Below are 11,942 nucleotides of genomic sequence, written 5' to 3'. Positions count from 1 at the left end.
TTCGCTATGGGATTGCGTTGTAAACTGCAAGTGCCGCGGTGGCGTGAGCTGATTTTGTCTTGCCAACTATTAGCTGCGCTTTAGATCCCGCACCCGCCAGCGCGGCAGCTTCAGCGACGCCGTGACAACCCACAAGCGCGAAAACTTGCGCAGACGGATTGAGCAAGCGCGGCGTTTCCACTTCCAACCTGGCGGCATCAAATGCGTATAAAGGAACTGCTAGGCGGGTGGCGACATAGACAATCGCTGGCTCGTTCATCCGCTGATCGATAGTGAATAGACCGGCTAGCCGCGAAATATCGCGTCCGGCGGTGGTTATAACGTGTTCTGCTAGAGCAAGCAGCTCGGCAGGATCACAACCGCGCTCACACCCAAGCCCAAGAGTATAGGTTTCCATTAATGAGACTTATGCAGCTCTTCCGGAGTTACGCCCAACATTTCCGCAGTCTTGCGGATAAGATTGGCTTCTTTGGGATCAAGCTCATTATCCGCATTTGCGATCGTAAGAAGATGGCGCAGCAGTTGCACCTTGCGTTCAAAAGGAACATCCGCAAAGGCCAGCGCCGCTTGGCTGCTGGTGGTCTCATAACCAAAGTCCTTGAGGTATTCAGCAACTTCTCCGAATTCGTCGGGCGAAATACCAAAATCGGTCGATGCTATCCGCATGATCGCAGCATACTCAGCCTTTTCAGTTTTTCCATCCGCCAACGCCACATGCAAAAGCAGCAAAAGTTCGGCTGTGAGCACCGGATCATCCGCTACCTTCTGGACCGCGCTCTTTGTGCCCAGAAACGCTGTGATCCGATCAAAAATGCTCTCGCTCATTATACCCCCGAAATGATTTGACGTAATTGATTGCAGCGCAACCCAGCAAATTCAAGTGCGTAAACAACACAGCGGGCGCCTAATCGCATCAAGCCATATAACTGTCCCGCAAAACCGCTCGCCAAACGCGAAAATCCAACTATTGTCCGCCTCGTTCAAACGAGTCTCCCGCCATGTCCGCCTTTTTCGACAATGTTCATTTGATTTTGATCGCTGCCGCCTTCGCGGCAGGCTTCATAGACTCGATTGCGGGAGGAGGCGGGTTGGTGACAGTACCTGCGCTATTGCTGGCCGGTATGTCACCAATAGAATCGCTCGGGACCAACAAGTTGCAATCGCTTTTTGGTTCAGCCTCCGCAACCGTGGCGTACGCGCAAAAGGGCCATGTCGATTTGAAAAAGCAGCTGCCGTCAGCCTTGATGGCAGCGCTTGGAGCGGTTGGGGGTGCTCTGCTGGCCGGGTTCTTGCCCGGAGACGTGCTGCGCGCGTTTTTGCCATTGTTGCTAATAGCAATCGCGCTTTACTTTGCTGTCAAACCCAATATGGGCGATGTGGACAGGGCGCAGCGCCTTACACCCTTTATTTTTGGCCTTTGCATCGTTCCCTTGATCGGCTTCTATGATGGGCTTTTCGGGCCCGGCACGGGCTCGTTCTTCATGCTTTCTTTCGTTTCCCTTGCAGGTTTTGGCCTGTTGAAAGCCACTGCTCACACGAAACTGCTGAACTTCTCGTCAAATCTTGGCGGATTCATAACATTCGCATTTCTTGGCGCAATCAACTGGAAAATCGGTTTATTGATGGGAGTGGCGCAGTTCATTGGTGCACGTATTGGCGCTGGCATGGCTATGAAAAATGGCGCGAAAATCATCAAGCCGCTTCTCATCATCGTATGTCTGGCCTTGGCAACCAAGCTTCTGCTTGACGGCGACAATCCAGTCCGTGTGTGGCTGTCGGACTTGTTCTAAAGTCCGACTTCAAGCGGCAATACCAGCCAGCCTTACATCATCAGAACTCGATACCCTTCTGTGCTTTGATGCCCGCACGGAAAGGATGTTTGATCATTTCCATTTCCGTCACAAGGTCGGCAAACTCGATTAGCTCATCCTTGGCATTACGACCTGTGATAATGACATGTTTCATGTGCGGCTTCTGTTTCAAGACGTCAATGATTTCATCGACGGGCAGATAATCATATCGAAGCGCGATATTCAGTTCGTCACAAAGCACCAACTCAGTTTCGTCATCCAATATCATCGCTTTTGCCTGCTCCCACGCATTGCGCGCCATCGCAATGTCACGCGCACGGTCCTGCGTTTCCCAGGTAAACCCCTCGCCCATGGCAGAAATCGTCACTTGCTCCGGAAACTTTTCGAGAACCCAGCGCTCACCCGTATCCCACGAGCCTTTAACGAACTGAATGACGCCGACTTTCATGCCGTGCCCCAATGCGCGGAAGACAACACCGAAACCGGCGGTGGACTTGCCTTTGCCTTTGCCCGTATTGACAATGACCAGGCCTTTCTCGTCTGTCTTCGTGGCCTGTATCTTGTCGCGAACGGCCTTTTTCTTACGCATCTTGTCTGCGTGCCGTTCGTTGATTTCCTCTTCGGTTAGATTCTGTAATTTTTGTGATTTTTCAGCCATTTGGCGTGTCCTTCCGAATCATAATCTCAAGCAGCAAGCTTACTCAGTTCAAATCGTGCCGAATTGGAACGTGGCGACCAGAAACCACGATCCACGGCAGCTTCCAGTTTCTCGGCCATATCACGCAGCGCATGGGGGTTTTTTTCAGCAAGAAAAGCCCTCACATCGTCATCCACCAGAAATGCCTGATAGACTGCCTCAAAATGGTGATCGCCCACAGCCCCTGTCGTAGCGGCAAAAGCAAACAGGTAATCAACTGTGGCAGCCATTTCAAAAGCGCCCTTGTAGCCGTGACGCATGACACCCGCAATCCATTTGGGGTTTGTCACGCGCCCACGCACAGTGCGTGCAATCTCTTCTTCCAGTGTACGGATGACTGGTTTTTCAGGGCGCGAATGATCATTGTGGTAGATCGTGGTCCGCTCGCCCGACACAAGCTCCACCGCAGCCGACATACCACCTTCAAACTGGTAATACTCGTCTGAATCAAGCAAATCATGTTCCCGATTGTCCTGATTTTGAACAACGGCATTTACCGTCCGCAATCGTTCTTCGAGAAGGCCACGCTCTGGCTTGCCCTCTTCGCCTGCACCATAGGCGTAGCCGCCCCAGACCAGCCACGCTTCGGCCAAATCATCGCGCTTCGCCCAATCATTCTCATCCATAAGCGCTTGCAGCCCCGCGCCATAGGCACCCGGCTTTGAGCCAAAAACACGGAATCCCGCGCGTTGTTTGGCAAGCTTTTCGTCGGCACCTTCGGCAATCAACCGCGCCTGTTCACTATGCATGCGCGCAGCAATAGGATTGTCCTGCTCGTCTTCGTCCAATGCTCCCACCGCACGAACGGCAGTATCAAATAATGCAATTTGATCAGGGAAAGCATCCCGGAAAAAGCCGGAAATACGCAAGGTTATATCCACGCGCGGACGCCCCAGCAAAGCAATCGGAATGATTTCATATCCAGTAACCCGGCGGGATGCCATGTCCCATACGGGTTTGACTCCAATCAGCGCCAGTGCCTGCGCAATATCATCTCCGCCGGTGCGCATATTCGACGTGCCCCAAGCGGTTAGACCAAATGATGTCGGCCATTCGCCATGATCTTGCGTATATCGGCGGATCAAAAGCTCGGCAGATTTTTGTCCCAATTCCCATGCGGCGGGTGTCGGCACAGCGCGCGTATCAATGGAAAAAAAGTTGCGGCCTGTTGGCAAAACGTCCGGCCGTCCGCGTGTTGGTGCTCCCGAAGGTCCCGGTGCTACAAAACGTCCGTCAAGTGCCGTCAAAAGTGCATTAATTTCTGCGTCGCCACATGCTGAAACAGCCGGATGCAGATTGTCGCGGATACCTTCCAGCACCGCCGTAGTCGTAACCCAATCTTCGGGGCATTCAATTTCACCCGCCACCAGCTTGGCCGCGAGGATTTCAATGCGCTCGACCGTGTCTCCGGCGATACGCCAAGACGCATCGGAAAGAGTTCTCAGGCCTCGCGGGCGCAAACCTTCCCATGGCGCGGCCATGTCACAATCAAGCGGGTCAAAGCCATCGAGTTTGAGATCCAAAGCAATCGCACGTTGCAGACTTTGATCAGATCCATGCCCCGAACCGCGGGGTACACGCGCCAAAGCCACAACCAAATCGGTTAACAGGCTGCCTTTGGGGGATTGCCCGAAAATATGCAATCCATCGCGAATCTGCATTTCCTTGAGATCACAGAGATAGGCATCAAGTTTTTGCAGAGCGAGATCATCTGGATCATGGTCATGAATGCCGGCATCCGTGTCGAGGCCAATATCGCGCACGAGATCGAGAATTTGTCCCTTTAGACGCACAAGACGACGCGGATCAACGCCCGAGGCTTCGTAATATTCGTCAACAAGCGCCTCGAGATCCTTTAACGGCCCATAGCTTTCAGCACGGGTCAGTGGCGGCGTCAGATGATCGATAATAACTGCCGATGAACGGCGTTTAGCCTGCGTACCCTCACCTGGGTCATTGACGATAAAAGGATAGATATGGGGAACAGGGCCTAAAACCGCCTCTGGATAGCATTCTTCGGATAGCGCGAGGGATTTGCCCGGCAGCCACTCCAGATTACCATGCTTGCCAACATGTACAATGGCATGGGCACCATACACGCTCCGCAGATAGGCATAGAATGCGATATAACCATGCGGCGGCACGAGATCAGGCGAATGGTAAGTCTCTTTCGGGTCAATATTATAACCACGAGCCGGCTGAATGCCGACAAGAGTTTCGCCGTATCTCGTCAAAGGCAGCGCAAATAGGCTATCGCCTGCAATGAAATACGGGTCGGCTTCTGGTTTGCCCCAACGCTCGACTACTGCAGCCTGAATCGATTGAGGAAGAGTATCGAAGAAGTCCTTGTATTCTCGCAGAGAAATCGTTTCGCGCACCTCGCGCCCATCATTCGCGGAATTGGTTGGTCCCGCCATCAAATGATTAATCAGAGCATCGCCATCGGCAGGAATATCGGCGACCGGATAGCCCTGCTCGCGCATTTTATCGAGTATATGCCGCGTTGCAGCTGGCGTATCCAAGCCGACGCCATTGCCAAGGCGGCCATCGCGATTTGGATAGTTCGCCATGATCAATGCCGTCAAACGCTTGGCAGGCTTTGTGGCGCGAAGACGAGCCCAGCCAGCAGCCAATGCTGCAACGAACTCAACCCGATCGGCCAAAGGCTCATGCGTAACAATATTTGCCTGAACCGCCTCATCGTAATGACGTGCGGATTTGAACGACACCGCGCGCGATAAAACCCGGCCATCTATCTCGGGCAGTGCAACATTCATCGCCAGATCGCGCGCTGAAAGGCCCTGATCAGAATTGCGCCATTGATCGACACTTGAGCCTGAGAAGATGACTTGCAGCACCATAGCATCGTCATGCTCAAGCACGGTGGGCTTACGCGACGCGCCGGGCACCGAAACCGCAAATCCAGTTGCATTCAGGACCACTGCTGGCGCGGCTTCATTAAAAATACCTGTCAGTGTTGCAACTGAGATTGGATCTTTCAGGCTGGAAACGAAAACCGGCAAGGGGTTAAGGCCCTTTGCCTTCAGCGCACTAACCAGTGCTTCCACGGGTTGCATTTGTCCGCTTTGCACCAGTGCCCTGTAAAAGCAGATAGCAACAATTGGAGCATCCGCCACCCAGTGTTTGCGCAATTCGGTTAGCGATGGAGCCGAGCTCCCCGGCCACCAAAGGCCCGCCTTTAACAATGGTGCAGCCTCTTGCGGCTTGTCTCCGCCATTGATCATTGCCGCGCAATAATCAAGAAAGCGATGCGCATTCTGCGCTCCACCTTCCAGCAAGTAATGCCAAAGAGCGTCGCGATCCTGACGCGTAACCGTCGAAAACCGGTCCAGACCCGGGTCGGGCTTGTCATCACCCGGCAGAACCGCCAAATGAACCTTATGATTTACAGCGCAGGCGTGGAGCGCTTCCAACCCGTAAGGCCAATAGCTTTCGCCGCCGATAATCCTGACAACGATAAGTTTGGAATATTGGGCTGTCCGCTCGATATAGGCATCGACGGACATGGGATGCGCAAGCGCCATCATATTTGCCAAGCGTAACGACAAGCCATTGCCAGCTTGCCGTTGGGCCATACCAAGGCTCGCAAGTTCTGTATCGGCAGCAGAAAGAAACAGCACATCTCCCGGCGTCTGGCCGAGATCAATTGCCTCGGTGCCTTCAGCAATCGTTCCTTTTTGGGCCAGCAGAAGATGCATTCAATTTCCGATCAGGCTGCAGCAGCATTAACAGCTGATGTAATGGCTGCTGAATCAATATCGTGCAGGCCAATAACAACGAGTCTTGTCTGGCGTTCTTCGCCCGGATTCCAGCTACGATCAAAATAATGCTCGATGCGTGATCCGACGGCTTGAATGACCAGGCGCATAGGCTTGCCGGGTACATCAACGAAACCTTTGAGCCGCAGGACATCATGATCGACGATCACATGCTTCAACTTCTCAACAAATGATTTGGGCTCTGCAACCGGCCCAAGCCCAACGACAAAGCTTTCAAATTCATCGTGATCATGCTCTTCTCCTGCCTCATGTTCCATCTCGTGATGGGACTTGCGGTTCGCAATATCCTCTTCGGTGCCAATACCAAGTCCAAGTAGGAGTTGATTGCTAAGCTTGCCAAAGCTAGCCGAAACCATGTTAAGTGAACGCGATGAGCGGCTCTGCACGTCACTCTTGACCCCGGCAAGTTGAGCTTCGTCAATAAGATCGGTCTTGTTCAGAACAATAAGATCGGCGGCGCGAATTTGATCCTCGAACAGCTCTTCCAGCGGGCTATCGTGATCAAGTGACTCGTCCTGCTCGCGCTGAGCGTCAACCTTATCGTGATCATCTGCAAAACGGCCCTCCGACACGGCGGCAGCATCAATAACGGTAACAACGCCATCAACGGTTACCTGTGTCTTGATTTCGGGCCAGTTAAAAGCTGCAACCAGCGGCTGTGGAAGAGCAAGACCGGACGTTTCAATGACAATATGATCAAAGCGATCAGGTCGATCCAGAAGCTTGGTCATGGTGGGAATGAAATCATCAGCCACGGTGCAGCAAATGCAGCCATTGTTAAGTTCGATCATATCTTCGTCGCGGCACGCTTCGATACCGCAGCCTTTGAGCAAATTCCCGTCAACGCCAAGATCACCAAATTCGTTGATGATCAGCGCGATGCGCTTGCCATTGGCATTTTCGAGCAGATTTCGGATCATGGTAGTCTTGCCCGAACCGAGAAAGCCAGTGATGACCGTTGCCGGAATCTTGTGACCCTGCATTTTGTTATCCCTTCATTTTGAGCGGCAGCCCTGCTGCCACGAAATAGACTTTTGCCGCAGCGGCAGCCACGGCTTGATGCAATCGGCCTGCGTGATCACGAAATTCACGTGCCATGCGATTTTCCGGTACTATTCCAAGACCAACCTCATTGGAAACCAGAACAATGGCACCCGCGAGATGGCTCAGTGTGTTTATCAGACGTGCAATTTCGGCGTCGATATCACGTTCGGCCATCATTAAATTGGTCAGCCACAGTGTAAGGCAATCGACCAGGATTGCCTTTTCGACACCAGCAAGACTTTCCAGTTTTCCAGCCAGATCAATTGGTTCTTCAACTGTAATCCATCGGGATCCGCGCCGCGCTCTATGATGCCCAATTCGCTCGGACATTTCATCATCCCACGCTCTGCCGGTGGCAAGATAAATAGCATCCCACCCGGATGATTCGATCAGACCTTCGGCAAAGGACGATTTGCCGGAACGCGCGCCTCCAAGAATAAAGGTAATTTCGCGTTCCAGCGGTTGCATTACTGCTCAAGCTCCGATGAAGCATAATTCTGAATTGCCCAGCCCAGTGCAGTACCAAGTACAACCCAGAAGAAGAGATTGGTTGCCAGTGCTGAGACGGCAAACTCTGAGGCAAGTGTCGGAGGCACCGCTGATGTCAGATCTTCTGCTTCCGGTGCACCATAAATATGGGGAGCGACAATCAATACAACACCAAGAAGCTTAGCCCAAGTCTGCTCACGCAGTACGATCAGATAGACGCCGCCCGCCGTCAGAATGACAGTTATCAGCCACCAGGTCTGCCGCATGGCCAGATCCGCTGCAGGCATAGCAGGCAATTCAGGGGCAAGGCTGAACGCCGGTGCAAAATTGAAGATGAAAAACCCTGCAAGCCCCCAATAGATTCCGTTCTGAAGGGTAATGCGACGACCGAGGAAAAGCGCCGCAGCACCAGTGATCAACGCAAAGCCTGCTCCAGCCACCAGATTGATCAACAACGTATTACCGAGACGACCAAATGGCAGTTCGGGACCCGCCTCTTCCGCATGTTCGTGCGGAGTAACCGCCGCAGATTCGCTCGCAGAGGCAGGCGTATCGTGAGAATGACCGCCGCCGCCCGCACTTTCATATTCTTCCGCATGCAATATCAGCGGTACATTTTTTACATACATGGCCGGTGTTAGAATTATTCCGGCAAACAGACCGGCTATGATTGTAGCCAGCAAATATTTGACCAACATGGAGTCCACTCCCCAATTCCAAAAGCGAGACGCCGGGCACCTGCAAAGGTCCCGGACCAAACAACCATCATTATTTCAATGCTTAAGGGTCGATAGCTGAATCAACATTTCAGCTATCAAAGACTCAATGGCAAGGAAATCCATATGAATGGCGGGTGTCGTGTGCTGTGTCATGCAGCGTTTCAGAATGTGAAAGACCGACGCCATAAATAATAAACACGCCGAGAAGCAATGACACAACAGCCGTCGTCAGACGCGATGCGAGTGGGAGAGAAATCGTATTAGAAGTACGAACAGTAGCCATAACAACCTCCGTGCAGGGCCAGAAGGGAAAATCCCCCTCGGTTTTGGGCACTATTACCCTGTGATTGGCAGGTCTCCTGGCTCGCGGGTCGCAAGATAAATGCCGCCTTCCCGGTTTCCCAGTGACTGCCGTCCGCTTTCGCGTTCAGCATGGCATATATCCTAACCGCTCTACAGTCGCGGGGTCGGCTGCGGTGGGATCGCCCTAATGGGTACGACCGTCGCATTCCCTTTTGATCCCTGGCCTTTGGCCAATGCGGGAACCAATCATCTGCTGAACGTTATTCACCAAGCGCTCTAAAAGTCAAACGAATCTGCGACACCTTGATCGCTGCCGACGCCGTCAGACACGTTTAAGCGCAAACAATGCCTCGATATCCAGAACTGACTCCAATTGCGCTGCAATGGAGTCGAGCGCCGCATCTACACCAGCGTGATAATCGAGAACGCCAGCAGATATTCCCATGGACTTTAAAAGTGCTGCCCGGAATGCGTCCGCGTTGAAAAGCCCGTGCATATAGGTACCGAATACTTTGCCGTCAGCGGATATTGCACCATCCGCTATGCCATCAATATTCACGGCTGGCCGGATGCAATCGGGGCCAGTCGTTCGACCAAGGTGAATCTCATAGCCCTTCAACGGTATGTCAAACTGCAATGAACGGGCTTGGACATTGCGCACGGTCTTCTCCGGCTCCATAACTGTATCGATATCGAGATAACCAAGACCTCTAATTTCCCTGATATTTCCTTCAATCCCTTGGGGATCAGATACTGTTTTACCCAGCATCTGGAAGCCGCCACAAATGCCGATAATATGACCACCTCTGCGTCTGTGCTGATCAAGATCGTGGTCCCAGCCATTTTCACGGAACCGTTGAAGGTCACCAATGGTGGATTTGGAGCCCGGAATAATGACCAAACCTGCATCTGCAGGGATTCGCTCGCCACTTTTGATCATGACGACCTCGACTTGCGGTTCAGCTATTAGCGGATCGAAATCATCAAAATTGGCAATGCGATCAAGCACTGGAACGGCAATTTTCAACGCCCGCCCATCACCTTTGACCAGCCGTTCCAATACAACCGAGTCTTCCGCCGGAAGACGGGAGGCATCTTTCAACCAAGGGACAACCCCGAAGGACGGCCAGCCCGTAAATTGTGTGATAGATTTCAAACCGTCATCGAAAAGCGAAATGTCGCCACGAAACTTGTTGATCAGATAACCGGAAATCATATCCCGATCTTCAGGCGAAAGAATTGCGTGCGTGCCGACAATCGACGCTATCACCCCGCCTCGATCAATATCGCCAACCAGAACCACAGGCACATTGGCTTTGACGGCAAAGCCCATATTGGCGATGTCCCCTGATCGCAGATTGATTTCTGCGGGCGATCCAGCTCCTTCAACGATGACTATGTCCGCATCGGCACGAACGATATCCCACGACTCCATAACCGCATTCAGCAATCCCGCCTTGTATTGCTGATAATCCTTGCCCTTCGCCTGTCCCCAAACTTTACCCTGGACAATGATTTGGCTGCCCGTTTCTGACTGAGGCTTCAGCAATACCGGATTCATGTGAACCGACGAGGGCACGCCACAAGCCAGCGCTTGCAACCATTGCGCCCGGCCAATCTCACCACCATCATCGCTAACAGCAGCATTGTTCGACATGTTTTGCGGCTTGAATGGAAAAACCCTCAAACCGCGATTGCGCGCCAGACGGCACAATCCCGCCACCAAAACGGATTTGCCAACGTCAGAGCCAGTTCCTTGCAACATGATTGCGTGTGTCATGGGCTTTGAGTAGCGGATATGTCTTTCTCTTCCTAGTCCCATGCAAGCCGTTGCGCGCTTACGCGCATCCGATAGAGTGACCGGTAGCAATATTCGGGAGGAACTATAATGGATGCAGTCGTTGATGCGGCGGCCGGTCAATTTGAACTCAATGATGATCAACTGGCAATTCAGGATATGGCACGCGCTTTTGCGGCTGATCGGGTAGCACCGAAGGCACTCGCTTGGGACCGCGACAAGCATTTTCCCGCCGATGTCATTCGCGAGACAGGTCCGCTGGGCATGGGTGGCATTTATGTGCGCGAGGATGTTGGCGGATCGGGTTTGAAACGGCTTGATGCCGTGCTGATATTTGAAGCTCTTTCAATGGCCTGCCCTGCCTTTTCAGCATTTATATCAATTCACAATATGTCGACATGGATGATCGACCTGTTCGGAACACAAGCTCAACGACAAGAATTTGTGCCCAAGTTGACGTCTATGGAGTGGCTGGGCAGCTATTGCCTGACGGAACCGAACTCCGGTTCCGATGCGGCGGCGTTGAAAACTACAGCTGTTCTGGATGGCGATCATTACGTTTTAAATGGTGCTAAACAATTCATATCCGGCGCAGGCGATAGCGATATTTATGTCACCATGGTGCGCACCGGCGAATCCGGACCAAAGGGCATTTCCGCACTGATCATTCCCAAGGATGCTCCGGGCCTGTCATTTGGCGCAAATGAATTCAAGATGGGTTGGAACGCCCAGTCCACCCGCACAGTTTTATTCGATAATTGCCGGGTTCCTGTAGCAAATCGGCTTGGTGCTGAGGGTGATGGATTTAAAATAGCCATGGGAGGGCTTGATGGTGGCCGTCTGAATATCGCGGCATGCTCCTTGGGTGGAGCTCAATCGGCACTCGACAAAGCGGTTGCTTATGCTTCCGAGCGCAAAGCATTCGGTAAGGCCATCAATCAGTTTCAGGCATTGCAGTTCAAGCTTGCCGACATGGAGACGGATCTTTCAGCCGCGCGAATGCTGCTCTACACAGCTGCCTCAAAACTCGATGCGAAGGCCCATGACGCGTCCAAGTGGTCAGCCATGGCAAAGCGTTTTGTAACCGATAAAGGCTTTGATATCGCCAATGACGCGCTTCAAATCCATGGTGGCTACGGCTATTTGCATGATTACGGCGTTGAAAAAATCGTTCGTGACCTGCGCGTCCATCAGATATTGGAAGGCACCAATGAGATTATGCGGGTGATCATCGCGCGGCATATGATCAAAAACTAAAACAAGATATTCAGGGAGAGTGCT

The 11,942-nt window shown here is 52.6% G+C and carries 11 protein-coding genes and 1 riboswitch; of the genes, 2 read left to right on the top strand and 9 right to left on the bottom strand.

What is annotated here, in order from left to right:
• Positions 1–4: 4 nt before the first annotated feature.
• Together ACTJI9_RS02875 and ACTJI9_RS02870 are read right to left on the bottom strand one after the other, a co-directional pair.
• Complete coding sequence (locus tag ACTJI9_RS02875) at positions 5–397, bottom strand: cobalamin biosynthesis protein (protein ID WP_115052680.1); 393 nt, start codon at positions 395–397, stop codon at positions 5–7.
• A complete protein-coding gene (locus ACTJI9_RS02870; RefSeq protein ID WP_115052679.1) occupies positions 397–825 on the bottom strand; it encodes a TerB family tellurite resistance protein in 429 nt (142 codons plus the stop codon). Before ACTJI9_RS02870 ends, ACTJI9_RS02875 begins: the two co-directional genes overlap by 1 nt.
• Positions 826–998: 173 nt before the next feature.
• Between ACTJI9_RS02870 and ACTJI9_RS02865 the strand changes: the two genes are divergently transcribed.
• Positions 999–1,790 carry a TSUP family transporter gene (locus tag ACTJI9_RS02865; RefSeq protein WP_115052678.1) on the top strand — a complete coding sequence of 264 codons (792 nt, stop codon included), beginning with the start codon at positions 999–1,001 and terminating at the stop codon, positions 1,788–1,790.
• A 40-nt stretch (positions 1,791–1,830) separates the two neighbouring features.
• On the opposite strand, the gene cobO is transcribed toward ACTJI9_RS02865, so the two are convergent.
• From cobO to ACTJI9_RS02830, 7 genes are all read right to left on the bottom strand, one after another.
• Complete coding sequence (gene cobO, locus ACTJI9_RS02860; RefSeq protein ID WP_115052677.1) at positions 1,831–2,469, bottom strand: cob(I)yrinic acid a,c-diamide adenosyltransferase; 639 nt, start codon at positions 2,467–2,469, stop codon at positions 1,831–1,833.
• Between the two features lie 26 nt (positions 2,470–2,495).
• On the bottom strand, positions 2,496–6,227 hold the full coding sequence (gene cobN / locus ACTJI9_RS02855; RefSeq protein ID WP_440805861.1) for a cobaltochelatase subunit CobN: 3,732 nt from the start codon (positions 6,225–6,227) through the stop codon (positions 2,496–2,498).
• Between the two features lie 11 nt (positions 6,228–6,238).
• Positions 6,239–7,291, bottom strand: coding sequence for a cobalamin biosynthesis protein CobW (cobW, locus tag ACTJI9_RS02850; RefSeq protein ID WP_115052675.1), 1,053 nt, complete (start codon positions 7,289–7,291; stop codon positions 6,239–6,241).
• A 4-nt stretch (positions 7,292–7,295) separates the two neighbouring features.
• A complete protein-coding gene (gene cobU / locus ACTJI9_RS02845) occupies positions 7,296–7,820 on the bottom strand; it encodes a bifunctional adenosylcobinamide kinase/adenosylcobinamide-phosphate guanylyltransferase (RefSeq protein ID WP_115052674.1) in 525 nt (174 codons plus the stop codon).
• Positions 7,820–8,539 carry a CbtA family protein gene (locus ACTJI9_RS02840; RefSeq protein ID WP_440805857.1) on the bottom strand — a complete coding sequence of 240 codons (720 nt, stop codon included), beginning with the start codon at positions 8,537–8,539 and terminating at the stop codon, positions 7,820–7,822. The genes cobU and ACTJI9_RS02840 overlap by 1 nt, the downstream gene beginning before the upstream one ends.
• A gap of 124 nt (positions 8,540–8,663) precedes the next feature.
• Positions 8,664–8,843, bottom strand: coding sequence for a CbtB domain-containing protein (locus ACTJI9_RS02835; RefSeq protein WP_115052672.1), 180 nt, complete (start codon positions 8,841–8,843; stop codon positions 8,664–8,666).
• A 49-nt stretch (positions 8,844–8,892) separates the two neighbouring features.
• A riboswitch (cobalamin riboswitch) is annotated at positions 8,893–9,125 on the bottom strand.
• Between the two features lie 60 nt (positions 9,126–9,185).
• Positions 9,186–10,643: a cobyric acid synthase gene (locus tag ACTJI9_RS02830; protein WP_307285931.1), complete on the bottom strand. Its 1,458-nt coding sequence runs from the start codon at positions 10,641–10,643 to the stop codon at positions 9,186–9,188.
• A gap of 108 nt (positions 10,644–10,751) precedes the next feature.
• Here ACTJI9_RS02830 and ACTJI9_RS02825 point away from each other — a divergent pair, with 108 nt between their 5' ends.
• A complete protein-coding gene (locus tag ACTJI9_RS02825; protein WP_115052670.1) occupies positions 10,752–11,918 on the top strand; it encodes an isobutyryl-CoA dehydrogenase in 1,167 nt (388 codons plus the stop codon).
• Positions 11,919–11,942: the final 24 nt, after the last annotated feature.

This window comes from Phyllobacterium sp. 22552, assembly GCF_052044585.1.
GTDB classification, from domain to species: Bacteria; Pseudomonadota; Alphaproteobacteria; order Rhizobiales; family Rhizobiaceae; genus Phyllobacterium; species Phyllobacterium ifriqiyense.
Note: the sequence above shows the minus strand (reverse complement) of the source record. Positions and strands in the feature narration are given on the sequence as shown.

Bases quoted from the DNA above. Each gene is read 5' to 3' on its own strand.
- ACTJI9_RS02825 (WP_115052670.1), top strand. From the start codon at position 10,752: ATGGATGCAGTCGTTGATGCGGCGGCCGGTCAATTTGAACTCAATGAT.
- ACTJI9_RS02840 (WP_440805857.1), bottom strand. From the start codon at position 8,539: ATGTTGGTCAAATATTTGCTGGCTACAATCATAGCCGGTCTGTTTGCC.
- ACTJI9_RS02830 (WP_307285931.1), bottom strand. From the start codon at position 10,643: ATGACACACGCAATCATGTTGCAAGGAACTGGCTCTGACGTTGGCAAA.
- ACTJI9_RS02870 (WP_115052679.1), bottom strand. From the start codon at position 825: ATGAGCGAGAGCATTTTTGATCGGATCACAGCGTTTCTGGGCACAAAG.
- cobU (WP_115052674.1), bottom strand. From the start codon at position 7,820: ATGCAACCGCTGGAACGCGAAATTACCTTTATTCTTGGAGGCGCGCGT.
- ACTJI9_RS02835 (WP_115052672.1), bottom strand. From the start codon at position 8,843: ATGGCTACTGTTCGTACTTCTAATACGATTTCTCTCCCACTCGCATCG.
- ACTJI9_RS02865 (WP_115052678.1), top strand. From the start codon at position 999: ATGTCCGCCTTTTTCGACAATGTTCATTTGATTTTGATCGCTGCCGCC.
- cobW (WP_115052675.1), bottom strand. From the start codon at position 7,291: ATGCAGGGTCACAAGATTCCGGCAACGGTCATCACTGGCTTTCTCGGT.
- ACTJI9_RS02875 (WP_115052680.1), bottom strand. From the start codon at position 397: ATGGAAACCTATACTCTTGGGCTTGGGTGTGAGCGCGGTTGTGATCCT.
- cobN (WP_440805861.1), bottom strand. From the start codon at position 6,227: ATGCATCTTCTGCTGGCCCAAAAAGGAACGATTGCTGAAGGCACCGAG.
- cobO (WP_115052677.1), bottom strand. From the start codon at position 2,469: ATGGCTGAAAAATCACAAAAATTACAGAATCTAACCGAAGAGGAAATC.